Source organism: Oceanobacillus kapialis (assembly GCF_044790185.1).
GTDB classification, from domain to species: domain Bacteria; phylum Bacillota; class Bacilli; order Bacillales; family Amphibacillaceae; genus Oceanobacillus_B; species Oceanobacillus_B kapialis.
In genome coordinates, this window is sequence record NZ_CP085256.1 from 1238253 (window position 1) to 1255020 (window position 16768).

The 16768-nt window shown below is 37.0% G+C and carries 19 protein-coding genes and 1 other annotated feature; of the genes, 15 read left to right on the forward strand and 4 right to left on the reverse strand.

Translation table 11 applies throughout. The annotated features are described in order from the left end of the window. Positions 1 to 12: 12 nt before the first annotated feature. Positions 13 to 846 (reverse strand): Cof-type HAD-IIB family hydrolase, encoded by an 834-nt coding sequence (locus LG273_RS06515; protein ID WP_404458761.1) that lies wholly within the window; start codon positions 844 to 846, stop codon positions 13 to 15. Between the two features lie 135 nt (positions 847 to 981). Here LG273_RS06515 and yjfP point away from each other — a divergent pair, with 135 nt between their 5' ends. The 3 genes from yjfP to LG273_RS06530 all read left to right on the forward strand — a co-directional run bounded on the left by yjfP (position 982) and on the right by LG273_RS06530 (position 2608). Then, positions 982 to 1743, forward strand: a complete 762-nt coding sequence (gene yjfP, locus LG273_RS06520; RefSeq protein ID WP_379563484.1) for an esterase — start codon at positions 982 to 984, stop codon at positions 1741 to 1743. Between the two features lie 255 nt (positions 1744 to 1998). Beyond that, the gene (locus LG273_RS06525) at positions 1999 to 2310 is read left to right on the forward strand and encodes a metal-sulfur cluster assembly factor (RefSeq protein WP_379563486.1); all 312 of its coding nucleotides are present in this window, start codon (positions 1999 to 2001) and stop codon (positions 2308 to 2310) included. A 139-nt stretch (positions 2311 to 2449) separates the two neighbouring features. Continuing rightward, positions 2450 to 2608, forward strand: coding sequence for a hypothetical protein (locus LG273_RS06530; RefSeq protein ID WP_379563488.1), 159 nt, complete (start codon positions 2450 to 2452; stop codon positions 2606 to 2608). A 59-nt stretch (positions 2609 to 2667) separates the two neighbouring features. Here LG273_RS06530 and LG273_RS06535 read toward each other — a convergent pair whose 3' ends face one another. Continuing rightward, a complete protein-coding gene (locus tag LG273_RS06535) occupies positions 2668 to 3480 on the reverse strand; it encodes an undecaprenyl-diphosphate phosphatase (RefSeq protein WP_379563490.1) in 813 nt (270 codons plus the stop codon). Between the two features lie 172 nt (positions 3481 to 3652). Here LG273_RS06535 and LG273_RS06540 point away from each other — a divergent pair, with 172 nt between their 5' ends. Next, on the forward strand, positions 3653 to 4000 hold the full coding sequence (locus tag LG273_RS06540; protein ID WP_379563491.1) for a hypothetical protein: 348 nt from the start codon (positions 3653 to 3655) through the stop codon (positions 3998 to 4000). Between the two features lie 63 nt (positions 4001 to 4063). On the opposite strand, the gene LG273_RS06545 is transcribed toward LG273_RS06540, so the two are convergent. After that, the gene (locus tag LG273_RS06545; RefSeq protein WP_379563493.1) at positions 4064 to 4243 is read right to left on the reverse strand and encodes a YjzD family protein; all 180 of its coding nucleotides are present in this window, start codon (positions 4241 to 4243) and stop codon (positions 4064 to 4066) included. A gap of 116 nt (positions 4244 to 4359) precedes the next feature. On the opposite strand from LG273_RS06545, the gene LG273_RS06550 reads away from it, so the two are divergent. The 6 genes from LG273_RS06550 to LG273_RS06575 all read left to right on the forward strand — a co-directional run bounded on the left by LG273_RS06550 (position 4360) and on the right by LG273_RS06575 (position 9705). After that, positions 4360 to 4971: a hypothetical protein gene (locus LG273_RS06550; protein ID WP_379563495.1), complete on the forward strand. Its 612-nt coding sequence runs from the start codon at positions 4360 to 4362 to the stop codon at positions 4969 to 4971. Positions 4972 to 5056: 85 nt separating this feature from the next. Further along, positions 5057 to 6016 (forward strand): BMP family ABC transporter substrate-binding protein, encoded by a 960-nt coding sequence (locus tag LG273_RS06555; protein ID WP_379563497.1) that lies wholly within the window; start codon positions 5057 to 5059, stop codon positions 6014 to 6016. A gap of 236 nt (positions 6017 to 6252) precedes the next feature. Further along, positions 6253 to 7191 carry a beta-ketoacyl-ACP synthase III gene (locus tag LG273_RS06560; protein WP_404458766.1) on the forward strand — a complete coding sequence of 313 codons (939 nt, stop codon included), beginning with the start codon at positions 6253 to 6255 and terminating at the stop codon, positions 7189 to 7191. A gap of 46 nt (positions 7192 to 7237) precedes the next feature. Further along, positions 7238 to 8476 (forward strand): beta-ketoacyl-ACP synthase II, encoded by a 1239-nt coding sequence (fabF, locus tag LG273_RS06565; RefSeq protein ID WP_379563502.1) that lies wholly within the window; start codon positions 7238 to 7240, stop codon positions 8474 to 8476. 181 nt (positions 8477 to 8657) lie between these two features. After that, positions 8658 to 8864, forward strand: a complete 207-nt coding sequence (locus LG273_RS06570; protein ID WP_404459488.1) for a hypothetical protein — start codon at positions 8658 to 8660, stop codon at positions 8862 to 8864. Positions 8865 to 8943: 79 nt separating this feature from the next. Further along, positions 8944 to 9705, forward strand: a complete 762-nt coding sequence (locus LG273_RS06575) for a YjbA family protein (RefSeq protein WP_379563506.1) — start codon at positions 8944 to 8946, stop codon at positions 9703 to 9705. 49 nt (positions 9706 to 9754) lie between these two features. On the opposite strand, the gene trpS is transcribed toward LG273_RS06575, so the two are convergent. Continuing rightward, positions 9755 to 10750 (reverse strand): tryptophan--tRNA ligase, encoded by a 996-nt coding sequence (gene trpS, locus LG273_RS06580; RefSeq protein WP_404458768.1) that lies wholly within the window; start codon positions 10748 to 10750, stop codon positions 9755 to 9757. Between the two features lie 53 nt (positions 10751 to 10803). After that, positions 10804 to 10981, reverse strand: a binding site (T-box leader). A 212-nt stretch (positions 10982 to 11193) separates the two neighbouring features. Here trpS and LG273_RS06585 point away from each other — a divergent pair. From LG273_RS06585 to LG273_RS06605, 5 genes are all read left to right on the forward strand, one after another. Continuing rightward, positions 11194 to 12402: a hypothetical protein gene (locus tag LG273_RS06585; protein ID WP_404458770.1), complete on the forward strand. Its 1209-nt coding sequence runs from the start codon at positions 11194 to 11196 to the stop codon at positions 12400 to 12402. Between the two features lie 29 nt (positions 12403 to 12431). Next, a complete protein-coding gene (locus LG273_RS06590) occupies positions 12432 to 13559 on the forward strand; it encodes a hypothetical protein (protein WP_404458772.1) in 1128 nt (375 codons plus the stop codon). Between the two features lie 22 nt (positions 13560 to 13581). Then, a complete protein-coding gene (locus tag LG273_RS06595; RefSeq protein WP_404458774.1) occupies positions 13582 to 14481 on the forward strand; it encodes an ATP-binding cassette domain-containing protein in 900 nt (299 codons plus the stop codon). After that, positions 14453 to 15184 carry a hypothetical protein gene (locus tag LG273_RS06600; protein WP_404458776.1) on the forward strand — a complete coding sequence of 244 codons (732 nt, stop codon included), beginning with the start codon at positions 14453 to 14455 and terminating at the stop codon, positions 15182 to 15184. The genes LG273_RS06595 and LG273_RS06600 overlap by 29 nt, the downstream gene beginning before the upstream one ends. Before the next feature lie 295 nt (positions 15185 to 15479). Next, the gene (locus LG273_RS06605; protein WP_404458778.1) at positions 15480 to 16685 is read left to right on the forward strand and encodes a putative glycoside hydrolase; all 1206 of its coding nucleotides are present in this window, start codon (positions 15480 to 15482) and stop codon (positions 16683 to 16685) included. The last annotated feature ends 83 nt before the right edge of the window (positions 16686 to 16768 follow it).

Sequence of the window (16768 nt, forward strand, 5' to 3'; positions counted from 1 at the left end):
ATAGTAGGAAATTTAAACCGGTTTTACCTTAAGCTTTAAATATTGTTCTAAAAATGTACCGATGCCTTCTGCTTCATTTGTGTCTGTGACGTGTTTAGCTATTCCTTTTAATTCATCAATGGCATTTCCCATTGCTACTCCAACACCAGCATATTCGATCATTTCAAGATCATTATCCTCATCGCCAAAGGCAATTACTCGTTCCTGTGGGATATTATAATAATACGCAATTTTTTTGAGACCTACTGCTTTATTCATTCCTTTTTTAACAATTTCAATAATATTCCATGGTGCTCCCCATTTACGGTGTTCAATAAGTTCCGCATGATAATCGTTTAAATGATCTCTAAGTTCTTTAATGTGGTCTTCTTTAGGATGAATCAATAGGGATGTAGGATCCTCTGTTAGATTTTGCTTAATATTTCCTATTGTGAAAGGAGAATCATTTTCTGTTGATTGGAAGATGTCAATAATATCCTCGTTATACGTATCAAGATATACATCATCCATTACCTCAGCAAGAATATTATGTACATTTAAATCATAACAAGCGTCAATTATCTTATGGGCAGTTCGAATAGGCATCGGGCTATGGAGTGCATCCCATTTTGCGTCAGTAGGATGGTGGATGAGTGCACCATTAAAGTTAACCATAGGGGTTTTAAGACCTAACTCGTGGTAATATGAAATACTTGCACGGTGAGGCCTTCCTGTTGAAATAACAACGATGTGTCCTTCTTCCATGGCCGTTAAAACGGTTTGTTTTGTTTTGGAGCTAATTTCTTTTTTGTCTGTAAGTAAGGTCCCGTCTAAATCCAATGCTATTAAATGTCGTTTATTTTCCATAATTTCACCTCGTCTGAAATTAGTTTATAAGTGATTTTCTTTTCTGTAAAGAGTTAGGGGTTTCGATTAGTTGCAATCCTTGTATTTCAGGGCGTAAAATAAATATAAGATTACATAATAAGGAGATAGAAAACGATGATCGGTATAGAAGAAGAAAAATTAAATGAAATACCTTCCCTCATTATAGCAGAAACAGCAAAAAAAACGGAAGCATTGCCAACGGTCGTCTTTTTCCATGGCTTCACAAGTGCAAAAGAACATAATTTACCTATCGCTTTCTTGCTTGCAGAGAAAGGATTTCGCGTGATCTTACCTGATAGCCTGCATCATGGGAGCAGAGAACTTGGCATAAATTCGGTACAAAGAATGGTATCTTTTTGGGATATCGTTATGAATAATGTGAAAGAGTTAGGTCTTATAAAAGAGGTGCTAGAAGAACGTAATCTTATCCAGGAAGGCCGCATCGGTGTAGCAGGTACGAGTATGGGAGGGATAACAACATCAGCTGCCTTAACACAATACCCTTGGATAAAATCCGCAGCCGTACTTATGGGATCACCTAAGATTAGCTCATTTGCAAGAACTTTGGTTGATGGGCTGAAGAAAAAAGGGAATCTGCCAGTTACTGAAGAAACCATTAACCAGCTGTATCAACAGCTTGAAGAGCTTGATCTTTCCTTACAACCAAATAAATTAGCACAACGGCCTGTATTTTTCTGGCATGGTGTAAATGACCCAGCAGTGCCATTTGATCACTCATTTAGTTTTTATCAAGAAGTGCGAGAGAGTTATGAAAACCAGGAGAATATTCATTTTGTTAAGGAAGAAAACCGTGGACATAAAGTTAGTCGTTTCGCCACGTTAGAAGCAGTGAAGTGGTTAAACGAGCATATATAAAGAAATGGAAACACCTTTTATCCCGCCTTAACTGGCATTAAGGCTCCACTTCAGGAAAGCGGGAAGCAATCAAGCATTATAATTGGGGGATCAACTGCCAGTAATGGTGCTATTCGTTCAACTAACATTTGACGGGGGAGGTAGGGAAACCCCCATCAAATGAAGTTTTACTTTATGTAATAAAGTTGCGATCTAATTTAAAAAAAGCTGGAAATATGTTTAAATATAGGTAGAACGTAAGAAGGAGGTAATGGTATGGATGAAGCATTAAAAGAAAACATGATGGGTGCCTTGGAAAACGTTATTGATCCAGAACTAGGAATCGACATTGTTAACCTTGGTCTGATATATGATGTAGAGCTTAATGATGAAGGACTTGCTACTGTCACCATGACACTTACAGCAATGGGTTGTCCGCTTGCCGGACACATCGAGCAGGATGTGCGTGCGGCATTATCCGACATTCCAGAAGTTAAAGATATAAGTGTAAATATTGTATGGAGCCCGCCATGGGGCAAGGAAAGAATGTCCCGTTACGCGAAAATCGCACTAGGTATTCCTGATTGATAACAGAGCGAAAAAACCCCATCGAGAAGCAATATATTAATGTCTTCCATGGGATTTTTTCGTTTACTTATACAGCAACTAAATAATGCAGGCGATTCGCGGACATACTATATCTATAACTCTTGTAGGAGGTTATGGAATGTCTGAAGCGAATAAAAATAAAAATAAAGACAAAGGCAGACAGCGGAATGCACTTAAGTATGATACAGAACCAAAACGAGAGCATGGTGATTCTGAGATTTCCAAGGAAACCGAATTTCTAAACTTAAATGGTAAACGTAATAAAAGATATCGTTAAAAAACCTGCACACTCTCCTAAAAAGGGGATGTGCAGGTTTTTATGTTTTACGCTATTGCTTAAATAAACAGAATGACCAAAATACCTACAATAAAGCAATAAAAAGCAAAATATTTCAGATTACCTTTTGCCATAATATTAATAAACCATTTCAATGCATAGAAAGAGGCTACAATAGAAGCCATAAACGCAATTAGATAAGGAATCGCCAATGCATCAAAATTAGGGTCACTTATAATATCAGTAAAAGATAACATGGTGATCCCTAGACTTACGGGAATATACAACAAGAAAGAAAAGCGTAGTGCTGTATCTTGCTTCATTCCTACGAGCATTGCGGCCACAATGGTGGCACCAGAACGACTTATCCCTGGGATTAAAGCCACTGCCTGTGCAAATCCAACAATTAAGGCATCCTTAACTCGTAAGTCGCCATCATTTTTCTCTCCACGTAAGTTACGAATCACCCACAATGCAGCCCCAGTAAGAAGGAGCGTAAAACCCACTACAATCGGTTTACTAAGCTTCTCACTAATAATATCCTCAAATAATAGACCAAGCACACCTGTTGGGATGGTTGCAATGACAAGGAAGATAATAAATTGGAAATCGCCTTTTGCTTTTTCCTCACGCTTTGTTATGTATAGCCATCCATTTTGGATAAGTCTTATAATATCGTGTCGGAATACCAGCAAGACAGCAATCAGTGATCCAAAGTTAACAAGTATCTCAAAGGATAATCCTTTAATGTTAATATTAAATAATTCTCGTAATATAACGAGGTGCCCGCTTGATGAAATAGGAATAGGCTCAGTAAATCCTTGAAATACTCCCAATAAAAAATACTTTATTAATAACCATAGATCTGTCATGACTAAATTTCCTCCTTGGAAATGTTTAATAATTTTTAGCGAATTTAACATGGGGATTGGACCAGTAATTCCTTCTAATCCTTGTGCTTCAATTAGTTGTTGGCTTTTTACAAGACCTAGTCACATACCCAACCATTCTTGAATAATCTAGGTTGTGAGGAGGTTGTTAACGATGAATCATAATCATAACCATATATACGACTTATGTAAAAAACATATGCATGCTTATGTACTTGCCGAAATGGTTGATGGAACACAGGTTGATGGGATCATAACGGGTCTAGATGACGAATATGTATACTTTGCAGTCCCACTTGAAGGGCATGAACAGCACCAAATGAGCAATCAACAACATCACCAGGAAATGACTGGAGATTATCGTCAATTCGGCTATGGGTATGGTGGCTTTGGTGGATATCCTGGTTACGGCTACGGTCCTTATTATGGCCGTCCACGTTTTAGAAGACTTGTCCTTCCGTTAGCCGCTTTAACTGCGTTAAGTATTCTCCCATGGTATTAATCTGCTTGTAAATAATAAACCCTTGCCCATTTTGCATGAGGCAAGGGTCTCTTTCCATAACTGTTAGTTACTCTTTTCTTCCTTTAATACTACGTCGCCAAGTAGAAAAACAAATACAGATAATATGGCAGCAAATACAACAGTATTCATTACATCGAATTGTTCGCCACCCATACTTGAAAGTACATAAGATAAAGCTGCGCTAATTAGAAAAGCCCAGATGATTGTCCATATGTAACGCATTTTCACACCTCATTTTCTCAAAGACATAGTTCGATCATTTTGTTTCATTTTATCAAATTCTTATTAAATTGAAAAGTTATTTCTTTAAACTTAGATTTTGTTAAGGAGGGTTTTAGATGACTTATTTTGTAGCTCCCAGTAATTACTGGGTAGGTTATCATATGGTTGAGCACCTTTTAGGGATAGGCCATGAGGTACATGGAAAAGAAGAAGAAGCGTATTCCTCAGAACTTCCCTTTTTCTTCGGTAGGAATAGTGCTTATAAGGGTTATAATCCTAATAAAAAATATAAGCGAGCTTTTCTATTTAAGAATTATGATGAAAATGTAATAGCAAACTCTGCGCATGTCTTTGAAGTTTGCGGAGATTCTCAGCAGTTAAAGGGACAAACGATTACTGCCATTCATATTCCACTCTTATTTGGTGAATGGATGCCTATGGATGATAAGGGCATGTATTGGAACAATTCCTATGTTCGGTTTACGTCTAACTTCTTTCAAGAAGAAGCAATTTACGTAAAGGATTTTATTCAAGAACTCCTAAAGTGGGAGAGTAATGAGATAAGGTTTCAAGAAAAGCTTTATGTTCATTCTTTTCGTTCAAAGGAAAAGAAAGAGTTAATAGTTGAAAATTCGATCTATCTTCGGGACAATGTACCTATAGATGAAAAACTTCAACAAGTAAGACAGCACTACAAGCAATATAAACAACACTATGAAAATATCTAAAAAATCAGATGAAAAGTGGGCAATACAAAAAACGTTTCTATAATATAATTCTAACAAAACAAAAATATAAGATAGGAGTGCCCCCATGACCAAGGACATTTTAAGCAAATTCATGCTATGTATCGGGTTAGTAATCGTACTTGCCAGCTGTAATTCAAATGAGCAAGAAATACAAAACGTAGGCATGCTTCTTGATGGTTCTATAAATGATCAAGCCTGGGGGAGTAAAGGGTATGCAGGTCTCTTGGATATTGGGGAAGCCTATAACGTAGATGTTTTTTATAGAGAAGGGATAACCACCGAAAAGGATGTTGCAGAAACCGTCGAATCGTTTGTTCAAGATGGGGTGAACCTTATATTTGGGCACAGCAGTATTTATGGAAAGTATTTTGTTGATATTGCAGAGAACTACCCAAGTGTGCATTTTGTTTATTTTAATGGGGGATATACAAGTGACAATGTGACAAGCCTTAATTTTGATGCTCATGCGATGGGCTTTTTCGGTGGTATGCTAGCTGGAAAGATGACGACTAGTGACAATGTTGCAATAATTGCAGCACATGAATGGCAGCCAGAAGTTGAAGGGTTTTATGAAGGTGTTCTTTATGAAAACCCAATTGCTGAAGTTAATATGAATTTTATAGATGACTGGAACGATACCGAAACCGCCCAAGAAATATATGAACAGGTCGTTGATCGAGGAGTAGATGTCGTATATCCGACAGGGGATGCTTTTAGTAAAGAGATTGTCAAGAGTGCTGTTAATGATGATTTGTTCGCTATAGGATATGTTACCGACCAGACTGAACTTGGTGGGCGCCAAGTTCTTACAAGCACTATCCAACATGTGGACAAGCTTTATATGCTGGCAGCTGATTTATTTAACGGTGGTAATTTAGAGGGAACAGTGCAAACATATGATTTTCAAGATGATGTCATTTCTTTAGGTGACTTTAGTTCAGCTATCCCGGAAGAATATCAAGAATATATTACACAAGCAGTTGAAGAATATAAAGAAACAGGACTACTCCCTAATGAACAGTAAACATTTAAAGCCAGATGATCCTTGGAATCTACGATGGAGATTTCAAGGATCGTTTGGTTTTTTAGTAGAAAAAAAACATAAATTCTAGAGCTTCATCACCTTCTAGTTTCTAAAATATTGATTGGTCTAACCCGCTTAATTATGTACAGTAAACTTGCAAGAAAAAGGAAAATGCATTAAAATTAGTACCAAGTCATAAGAATTGATAATAAAACTACATTTGAGGAGTTGTATATATGAGTGTTGGTGTATTAGGAACCGGTCATTATTTACCAACCAAGCTTGTTACAAATAAAGATATGGAGAAATTTGTAGACACAACTGATGAATGGATCCGTACAAGAACTGGTATTGAGGAAAGACGTTTCGCTGAAGACGATATTGATACTTCCGATATGGCATTTTTTGCAGCACAGCAAGCGTTAGAAGAAGCTAATGTAACAGCGGATGAAATCGATCTTATTTTAACAGCAACGGTTACGCCCGACACCCCGTTTCCTTCTGTATCCTGTATGATCCAGGAGAAGCTGGGAGCGAAAAACGCGGCTGCCATGGATATAAGTGCTGCATGCTCTGGTTTCATGTATGGCATGATTACAGCAATGCAATTTATTGAAACAAATGCTTATAAAAAAATATTAGTGATTGGTGCTGAAAAATTATCCAAGATTATTAACTGGGAAGATCGTAGTACTTGTGTGCTTCTTGGTGACGGTGCAGGAGCAGCCGTAATTGGAGAAGTATCAGAAGGAAAAGGAATTCTCTCCTTCGAACTTGGCTCAAATGGAGCGGGTGGCAAGGAACTATACCAGAATGAACAAGACTTATTAGTCATGAACGGTAGAGAAGTATACAAATTTGCAGTACGCCAAATGCCTGAATCGACTGTGAATGTTATCGACAAAGCAGGATTACAAAAAGAGGATGTCGATTATCTTATCCCACATCAAGCAAATATCCGTATTATGGAAGCGGCCCGTGAACGTTTAGGCATCTCGGAGGATAGAATGGCAAAGACTGTTAAAAAATACGGGAATAACTCAGCTGCGTCTATTCCAATGGCGTTATCGGAAGCTGTCAAAAATGGTAAAGTAAAAGACGATGACGTCATCGTCTTAGTAGGCTTTGGCGGTGGATTAACATGGGGAGCAGTTGCCTTACGCTGGGGAAAATAAGTCGTTTTTGAAAAGAATAGCAGCTTAAATATAGGAGGGTAATCTAATGGAACAAAAAAGAGTCGTTATAACTGGTCTTGGTGCTGTTTCACCATTAGGAAATAGTGTTGATACGATGTGGGAAAACATTGTTGCAGGTAAGTCTGGAATTGAGCTAGCCACAAAAGTAAACATAGATGATTTCCCGGCAAAAGTAGCAGCAGAAGTAAAAGATTTCGACCCAACTGCATATATGGACAAAAAGGATGCCCGTAAGATGGATCCATTTACACAATATGCAGTTGCTGCCTCTAAAATGGCCGTAGAGGATGCAAAGCTAGATATTAATGAAGAGAACGCTCATCGAGTAGGAGTCTGGATTGGTTCTGGTATTGGCGGGATGAATACCTGGGAAGAACAGCATAGCAAGTTTCTGGAAAAGGGAGCAAAACGTGTTAGTCCTTTTTTCGTACCAATGATGATTCCGGATATGGCTGCAGGCCAAGTATCCATTCAACTTGGAGCAAAAGGTATTAACTCATGTAGTGTAACAGCATGTGCTTCTGGTGCTAACTCTATTGGTGATGCCTTTAAAGCGGTCCAACGTGGTGACGTAGATTACATTATTGCCGGAGGTACTGAAGCTCCAATTACCAACATGTCATTTGCTGGTTTCTCTTCTGCCAAAGCATTATCATTGAATGAAGATCCGAAAAAAGCTAGCCGACCATTTGATAAAGAGCGCGATGGCTTCGTAATGGGAGAGGGCTCTGGAATAATGATTCTAGAGTCACTTGAAACAGCATTAGAACGCGGTGCGCATATTTACGGGGAAATCGTAGGGTATGGTGCAACAGGGGATGCCTATCATATTACAGCCCCTGCTGAGCATGGAGAAGGTGCAGCTAGAGCAATGCAAATGGCACTAGAAGATGCAGGCCTTTCACCAAACCAGGTTGATTATATAAATGCCCATGGTACAAGCACAGCACTAAATGACAAATTTGAAACAGAGGCGATTAAAACAGTCCTTGGTGATCATGCTAAAAATGTTGCGGTTTCTTCTACAAAGTCCATGACTGGACACTTACTAGGAGCAGCAGGCGGTATTGAGGCAGTGATTTCCATTAAGGCAATTACAGACAGCCTTGTTCCAGCTACCATAAATTATGAGCATCCAGATCCGGATTGTGATCTTGATTACGTACCAAATGAAGCAAGAAAGCAAAACGTCGATGTTGTTATGAGTAATTCATTAGGATTTGGTGGCCATAACGTAGCACTTGTATTTAAAAAGTATCAATAAACAATAGAAACTGATCGATTTTATCGGTCAGTTTTTTTATGGCTCTAAAATATATGTTGTTAACCAAGGCTTCATCACCGAATGAATTAATAGATTATAAGATTTAGTTAATATAATTCATGCTCTCCATTGGACAAGCATATATATAAGTAAAAGCTTGGACAAGTATTGGTGGGATGATATGGGCTATATCTTCGTTTTTTTAATTGGGTTTGGTTTATCCGTTACTGGTGGTGTCACAATTATTGCCTACTTAAACTTTTTACCGGCTGGTATAACATGGGTGGAATATTTTATCTTTATCGCCGGACGAGTGGAATGCTATTTTCTACCTTTAGGAATCGTAATAATGGGACTGGTCGTTTTTAGTTATCCGAACAACCGTTAATCTTTAACTGCTCTAGAATAAATTTCTTGATGATGGTCATAATGTATTCTAAGTTCAGTTTTAAAAGTGAGGGTTGTTTATGTTGTATATGCACGATGTATGGGTTAACTGGTTTGAAGGCGAAGAGAATGGGTATAACGTGTGTTATTTTCATGAATGGCGGAAGAATGATGGGATAGAACTTCTTGATCAGGTTCCATTAGTTTACATAACAAATGAGTTGTTTCATTACATTGAGAATGATATGCATGATCTGCCTCGTCCTCTGCTGGATGCCATCTATAAAAGAGCATATGTGCGTAAAGGACAGGAACGAAATGTTCTAGATTATGCCTGTATTGTTACGGATGGAACGGACATTATAGTATTCGACACCATCGGGTATGAAATCCCAATTCGCAAGAGTAGGTTAATTCCACGCCAAGAACAGCTTGTTTACGATATGATTAAAAACACGAAGGCTCAGTCTTACAAATTTGATTCGAAGGCTTATCAGAAGGAATACCATATGTTATCCATGTCACCAGACCTGGTGTTTGGTCTGACCAGAAAAGAACGACAACTGAAGCATTTGTTAATGATGGGTCTCGACCAGCTACGCACCACGAATAATTTAGAAGAGCTAAGATATTGGCTAACAGAATGGGACCCGAAAAAGTATCCGTATATTCGGTTTATGGACGAAAATGAAGTGTGGGAAGCACTGTATACTGGCTTAAAACAAGGCTGGAGCAGTGCACATGAAGACATTTGCGGAAAACTAATAAAAGGTCAGCCTTTCCTTGAAAAAATTTGGGAAGTAGAAAATGGTCCTGCGGAGAATATATCGAAACTTAAATAGTTTGAAAAGCCGATGGAGTAAACTCAATCGGCTTTTGTTCTTCATCCCTCTATTTCTTTTTCTTCACTCTGCCTAATCCCATTGCCTTCTTCGCTTTTGCGACCATTTTATTTGCAGTAAAAGATGCTTTTTCGGCACCTTCATCTAAAATTGCATCGAGCTCCTCTGATTGCAAAAGTTCTTCGTAACGATTTTGAATTGGTTGTAGAAGATCAATAACGGCATTGGCTACATCTTGCTTGAATTCCCCGTAGCCTTTTCCAGCATACGCTTCCTCTAATTCTGAGATACTTTTTCCAGCGCAAATCGCATAGATCGTCAGTAGGTTTGATACACCTGGTTTGTTTTCTTTATCAAATTTCACAATGCCTTCTGAATCTGTAACCGCACTTTTGATTTTCTTCTCTATTTTCTTTGGTGTATCCAGCATGGAAATGAACCCTTTTTCATTGGTGTCAGATTTACTCATTTTCTTCGTTGGTTCTTGTAATGACATAATCCGTGCACCGACCTTAGGGATACGTACCTCCGGAATAGTGAAGATGTCATTGAATCGATTGTTAAATCGTTGAGCTAAGTTTCTTGTCAGCTCCAAATGTTGTTTCTGATCATCACCAACAGGGACAATATCTGTACTGTAAAGCAGTATATCAGCTGCCATTAAGGATGGGTAAGTGAGCAAACCAGAAGAAACTGCTTCTTTACCAGTAGATTTATCCTTAAATTGGGTCATGCGTTCCAGCTCGCCCATATAACTGATTGATTGCAGCATCCATCCCAACTGCGTATGTGCAGGAACTTCTGACTGGACGAAAAGTGTAGCCTTCGTGTGATCAATTCCTGATGCGAGATATAATGCTGCAAGAGAACGAATATTGTTTCGCAATGTTAAACGTTCTTGCGGTACAGTGATAGCATGTTCATCTACAATACAGAAATAACAGTGATGGTCTTCCTGTAGTTGAACAAACTGTTGAATAGCTCCTAAATAATTCCCCAAAGTTAGCGTTCCACTTGGCTGAATTCCTGAAAAAATTGTTTTCATGATTTTATCTCCTTTAAAAAATTTCATTAAAAAAAGCCCATTAATCCCTCGAAAATAGGGACGAATGAACCGCGGTGCCACCCTTATTATTCTGCATTAACGCAGAATCGCTTTGAAAAGTTAGTCAGCTCGAAAGTCCAATTCCAATTTACCTTGATGCTTGTTTCCACCCACCACAAGCTCTCTAATAACCAGAGGGTAATTGTACTACGCCTTTGTCATTGCTAATATATTGATTATTTATTATATATACCTTTGTATTAAAAAGCAAGTAGGAAATTAAAATTATCTATGGAAAGAATTGCACTGAAATAATTTGCTGTAATCTTAAAAAAATTTACATTTTTTCACCCGTATGTAGTACACTTAAATGTAAAATATCCTAGATTTGGAATAAGAATTAGTCTAATAGTAGGGCTTAATCACTAAAGGGGAAAAGAAAGATGAATCGAGCTTTTTTGAGACATGAATTATCCATGTTAATTCGAAGTAAGAAGAACATAATATTTATTTTTTTCTTAACCGTATTCGTATTAAGCTATTGCTTTATCATTTTACCAAACAGTAAATCCACTGAAACGTTTGACGGAGATCAATTGAGTAAAGAGCTCCAAGAACTTTCGGCCACGCAAAGAGACCGGGAGGAAAATGGACATACAGGCTTTGGGCATTTTACCGGTGTGGCGTATTATGCCATGCAAGAAAATTACGCTTTATTACATAGTAAAATGATGACTGCTTTTGATGATGAAGATTTTAGGAGATACGTTCACTTACGTACGTATTTTTTGGAACAGAATCCATCAGGCTTCTTAGCGGAAGATCTAGATATGTTTGCAGATTCGCCCATTCCTGGAAAAGACAGATATCATTTATATAATCAAACATTATTAAGGTATCAAGGTTACTTAAATCAGGACGACCCCATTACCAATGAAATGATTGAGGAAAAGACAGCTGTACAAGCTATACAGAAAGTTTTCTTAAGCTTTGCTACCTATTTCATCGTCTTTGTAGGAATATATTTTAGTAGTGATGTACTTGTGCGGGATAGACAAAATAAAACCCTTCTTCAGGGGTTGCCACTTGCATGGTACCGGGTATTAAACATTAAAACAATGACTACCTTCATCTATACGTTAGGAATCATCTTTGCTTTGTTCCTTCTGGCTACGTTGATAATCTCTATTCAAAATGGGTTTGGGTCACTAAATCATCCGCTGGCTGTAATGATTAAGCAAGATGATTTGACGCTTAGTGATTATAAAGTGACCACAATTGGAAAATTTATTCTATTGGCTGGAAGCTTTATTCCCATCTTAGTTTATCTATTTATACGCTTTAATATTTTGCTTAGTTTAATCGTTAAAAACCAATGGCTTGTTTTATTCATCAGTTCGATAGCATTAATATCCGAGCAACTTTATTACTCGAGAACACTTCGAGATTTGAATGGTATTGAAATAAGTTATTTTCCTCAAACCTATTTTGACTTCGGGAAAATAGTAACGGGTGAAAAGAATTTCTTAGTTAATTTAGAATCGATTACTTATGGTAAGGGGATGCTGGTACTACTTCTAACAATAGTAGTAATAGAATGTATATTATTCCTTGTCTCTCGTATTGTTAGCAAACGTCGTTTTTATCAATAATTATTTGTCAAAAAAGAGAGGACACGCCTATGTTTTGGAAATATACACTTTTTGAAACTAAATTGTTAATTTTTAACCGTAAAAATTGGGTTTTAGGGCTATTGCTTCTGTTATTTTTTATTGTGTATTTTGGTCACTTCAGTGATTCAGAACAAGTGTCGTTAAAAATGCAGAAGGATGAAGAGTCGTATGTTATTGACTCTATATTAAATCAATTTCCAGAATCGCAACAAAAAACGTCCGAGGGTGAAGAAATCTATCAAAACTTACTAGAACAATCTTCCTTAATTAATTATCAAAAGTTTTATTTACAAAAAAAACAATATGATGATTATATCGCCAATGGGCTAAAGTTAAATGATTTAAGGCTCAGGGTTATAGAATTAGAGCACCAGGGGATCCCTGAATATCTTGTGAAACCAAAAGAAGAAATTATGAAAGAAGAAGCATTGTTAACCTATATTCGAGATAATGAACTACCATTACAACCTGATCCGATTGTAGCTAATGAGTTTTTAATCTTTGCGCTCCAAGCAGTAAGTGGATTGATCTTCTTCACCTTTGTGTTAGTAATGGGAAGTGAATTATTAGTCTACGAACAAAGAAATCGTACAGTGGTTAATGGATTTCCCATATCCTTTATGAGCAAGATGAATAGTAAGGCTATCATCTACTTTCTCTTTATATGTATCGTGCTTGTAGTTAGTGTTGTGGCGGGAGGATGGAATGCCACTAACCAATCAAGTTTAGGAGATTTTTCTTATCCAGTATTAATATTTAACAATGGTTCGTATGAAGCAATATCTACTATTCAATACCTTTTATACGTTATAGGGGCTCTAGCTTTAATAACGCTTGTAATTTTGTATTTAGCCATTTTACTTACCATGATTTTTCACAATGCGTATGCCACTATCTTAATAGGCTTAAGCTTCTTTTTTATTTCCGATTTTTTCTTGATATTAGGGATGGATGCGCCTATTTTCCACGTGATGAAATTTATAAGTATAACAAATGTATTATCGGGAGATTTATCTATTTCATTACATAATCCAGAAGTTGATTACGGGTATGCCATAATTGGCCTATTGCTCATGCTGATTGCATTGATAACGATTATTTATACCATAAATAAAGCCCGATATGTAAGAAAATAACGAAATAGTAGGAGGCAAGTGTATGCTAAAACTTAAGAATATAACCGTTGCTTATAAGGACAAAAAAGTATTGGATGAATTGTCCTTCTATGCAGAAAAAGGAGAAATAATTGGCGTAGTAGCACCAAACGGTACGGGTAAAACAACCCTGTTCCATGTTATGGCAAACTTCATTAAACCAAAATCAGGGGAAGTTATATTTAATGGAAAGCAAAAATATACAACAGAGAAAGCAGAACTTTCCATACATAAGCATCTATCCACCTTTCCAGACCAAAGCGATTTGTTCAATGAATTAAGTGGTGTTGATCACTTGAAACTTTATGGAAACATGTGGAAAGGTTCAACGAAGCATATTCAAGAGATCATTGATTATTTACAGATGAATGATTATGTGAAAAGAAAAGTAGGGACATATTCTTTAGGAATGAGGCAGAGGCTTTGTTTTGCTATGATGGTTGCTACTGACACCTCCATTATGTTGATGGACGAGGTTATGAATGGATTAGATGTTTCCAATGTAGAATTAATATCTCAACGGCTAATTCAAATGAAAAAAGAACAAAAACTAATCTTTGTAGCATCACATTTATTAGAAAACCTGGATCTATACGCCGATCGAGTTATCTTTTTAAAGGATGGTACTATCATTCATGAACAACGCCTACATGAAAAGAGTGGCCTCTACATTAAAATAGAGTTAAAACCAGAGCAATATAAGACACTCAAACATAAAGAGAATTTACCAAAGGAACATGTATATATTGCAGATCACTTATTTTGTATGCCTTTAGATCATTTGAGTTATACAGAACAAACAAATTGGCTTCAGACACTTCTTTACTATATGGATAAAGAAATAACAATAGGCCCTTTGGGGACGGTGGAACATTATGAAAAATATTACTTGGATAAGGAATAGGAAAGTTATAAATACGGCAACTATTTTTCTGTTAACCGCAATAGTTAGCTTATTGGTCTTAGTAGGCTGTTCTTCTCAAAAAACATCTTCCGAAAAAATAGATAGCTACAAGGATAATTTTGAAATTATTGGAAGTGAAAGAGAGGAGATTATCGGCGATATAAGTGAAGATACTTTTTATAAGAGTGATCGTACGAATAAAGATGCAAAAGAATACCATATTCCTGCAGTAGATGAGGGTGGCGAAATATTTTCTTTACCAGACGGTAGGTATCAAATTGCAGGTGGCATTACAGGAAATGTGTACATTTATGATAGTCAAGGGGGTGTGCTTTACCATAATATACTAGGAAGCGCTTATGGGGTGCCTAGCATAACCCTTGATATACAGGACTCCTATAAAATAGAAGTTGATAGTGGGCTTGATGAAGTAACTGTTACCCCGTATATGCAGCAACCATCTACAGAATTTTCAGCAGGGATTTGGTTTGTTGGAACAGATATTGAAGCAGGAGAATATATCATAACTGGACCAGAAGAGGGAGGGTTTGGTTATCTGCAAATCATAGAGCCGGATGAACGGAATCAAGTCTATGAAGTAATTGGTGGTAAATTAAGTTCAAGTAAAAGTAAAGTAACATTAAGGGAAGGCCAAGTAATAAAAATAACAAACATCCCATGGGTGAATATGAAAGCTGAGTAATGAAATGGAACTTCCTTGGTTAGGAGTTCTTTTTTTTATAGGTTTCTAAGAAGTGGTAGGAATAAACTCCGGAAAGAGCTACCCATCTAAGTGAACTATGTGGATTGTATAAACCCAAACTAAAAAGATATGTTAACAAAAGTAATTAATAGAGTTAAAAATGTGTTAGTTTAACTCTGAATAATAAGGGTAATAGTTACCAAGTAACTTTTCGACAAAATCTAGTATTTTCCTTCCAATTGAGACAGGATATCCTTTATACTAGAGTTAAATCAAATAATGGGAGATTGATAGGATGGGGAAAAAACTATTAACAATGACAGCTATGATGACACTTCTACTACCTAATGTAGTTGCCACAAACACGGTGGCCGCAGAAGAAACCGTTAGCTCTCATAAAGAACGACAAACAAGCATTAAGCCATTAGAAATTGAAAATATGAAGCGATTTACATATGATTCAGGCTATAATTTTGAATACCCTGAAGCGGTACGTGGACTTTATGTAACTGGGAACTCTGCTGGGGGAAGCCGTTTTGAATCCTTAGTCGATATGATCGATAGCACAGAGCTCAATGCAATGGTAATTGATGTAAAAGAAGATAACGGAAATCTTACCTTCCAACCAGAAGAAGGATCTCCTTATGAAGACATAGCTAAAAACTTTATTGATGATCCTGAACAAATGATGAAAACGCTTGAGGAAAAAGGCATTTATCCAATTGCGAGAGTCGTAGTATTTAAAGATTCAGTGCTTGCCAAAAAACGGCCTGACCTATCCTTCCAGGAAAATGGACAGGTTTGGGAGAATGGAAAAGGAGAAGCTTTTGTCAGTCCTTTTCAGAAAGAAGTATGGGAATATAATGTAGGCATTGCAAAAATGGCAGCTGAGATGGGCTTTCAAGAGATCCAGTTTGATTATGTGCGTTTTCCGGAAGGCTTTGAAACCCGTGATGATGAGTTAGAGTATTCGATGGGTGATTATGCAGACTCTGATATGAATAATATTAAGAAACGTGTCCAAGCAGTTACTGACTTTGTGGCATATGCAAAAGACGAAATGTCTTCCTATGATGTGGATGTCTCAGTAGATATTTTCGGTTATGCAGCAACAATTGAAGAAGCTCCTGGAATTGGTCAAAACTTCTCCAAGATATCTTCGAATGTAGATGTTATTTCTTCTATGATTTATCCAAGTCACTGGAGTTCTTACTTTGGGATTGAAGTTCCTGACAAAGAACCATACAAACTTGTGAAGGAGTACGCGAAAGTAGAAAACGAAGTGTTAGGTGCGTTAGAAAACCCACCAGTATCAAGACCGTGGATCCAAGATTTTGAAGCACCATGGCTATATAGCGGTCCTACAAAACAGTATGGCAAAGCAGAAGTCGAAGCTCAAATTAAGGCATTACATGAAAGTGGCATTAATGAATTCTTATTGTGGAATTCAGGTAATAGCTATACAGAAAATGTAGATTTTACAATTGGTTACGAAGGATAAAGAAGAGAAAGCAGTTCTCTGAGAAATAACAGAGAACTGTTTTTTTAATGTTAATAAAATGTATAGAGGCCTTCTTTTGCATG

Excerpts from the sequence above, each read along its gene's own strand:
- LG273_RS06605 (WP_404458778.1), top strand. The coding sequence starts at position 15,480 with ATGGGGAAAAAACTATTAACAATGACAGCTATGATGACACTTCTACTA.
- LG273_RS06545 (WP_379563493.1), bottom strand. The coding sequence starts at position 4,243 with ATGCGTTACATATGGACAATCATCTGGGCTTTTCTAATTAGCGCAGCT.
- LG273_RS06590 (WP_404458772.1), top strand. The coding sequence starts at position 12,432 with ATGTTTTGGAAATATACACTTTTTGAAACTAAATTGTTAATTTTTAAC.
- LG273_RS06515 (WP_404458761.1), bottom strand. The coding sequence starts at position 846 with ATGGAAAATAAACGACATTTAATAGCATTGGATTTAGACGGGACCTTA.
- fabF (WP_379563502.1), top strand. The coding sequence starts at position 7,238 with ATGGAACAAAAAAGAGTCGTTATAACTGGTCTTGGTGCTGTTTCACCA.
- LG273_RS06560 (WP_404458766.1), top strand. The coding sequence starts at position 6,253 with ATGAGTGTTGGTGTATTAGGAACCGGTCATTATTTACCAACCAAGCTT.
- LG273_RS06555 (WP_379563497.1), top strand. The coding sequence starts at position 5,057 with ATGACCAAGGACATTTTAAGCAAATTCATGCTATGTATCGGGTTAGTA.
- LG273_RS06575 (WP_379563506.1), top strand. The coding sequence starts at position 8,944 with ATGTTGTATATGCACGATGTATGGGTTAACTGGTTTGAAGGCGAAGAG.
- LG273_RS06600 (WP_404458776.1), top strand. The coding sequence starts at position 14,453 with ATGAAAAATATTACTTGGATAAGGAATAGGAAAGTTATAAATACGGCA.
- LG273_RS06530 (WP_379563488.1), top strand. The coding sequence starts at position 2,450 with ATGTCTGAAGCGAATAAAAATAAAAATAAAGACAAAGGCAGACAGCGG.
- LG273_RS06535 (WP_379563490.1), bottom strand. The coding sequence starts at position 3,480 with ATGACAGATCTATGGTTATTAATAAAGTATTTTTTATTGGGAGTATTT.
- LG273_RS06585 (WP_404458770.1), top strand. The coding sequence starts at position 11,194 with ATGAATCGAGCTTTTTTGAGACATGAATTATCCATGTTAATTCGAAGT.
- LG273_RS06570 (WP_404459488.1), top strand. The coding sequence starts at position 8,658 with ATGGGCTATATCTTCGTTTTTTTAATTGGGTTTGGTTTATCCGTTACT.
- yjfP (WP_379563484.1), top strand. The coding sequence starts at position 982 with ATGATCGGTATAGAAGAAGAAAAATTAAATGAAATACCTTCCCTCATT.
- LG273_RS06595 (WP_404458774.1), top strand. The coding sequence starts at position 13,582 with ATGCTAAAACTTAAGAATATAACCGTTGCTTATAAGGACAAAAAAGTA.
- trpS (WP_404458768.1), bottom strand. The coding sequence starts at position 10,750 with ATGAAAACAATTTTTTCAGGAATTCAGCCAAGTGGAACGCTAACTTTG.
- LG273_RS06550 (WP_379563495.1), top strand. The coding sequence starts at position 4,360 with ATGACTTATTTTGTAGCTCCCAGTAATTACTGGGTAGGTTATCATATG.
- LG273_RS06525 (WP_379563486.1), top strand. The coding sequence starts at position 1,999 with ATGGATGAAGCATTAAAAGAAAACATGATGGGTGCCTTGGAAAACGTT.
- LG273_RS06540 (WP_379563491.1), top strand. The coding sequence starts at position 3,653 with ATGAATCATAATCATAACCATATATACGACTTATGTAAAAAACATATG.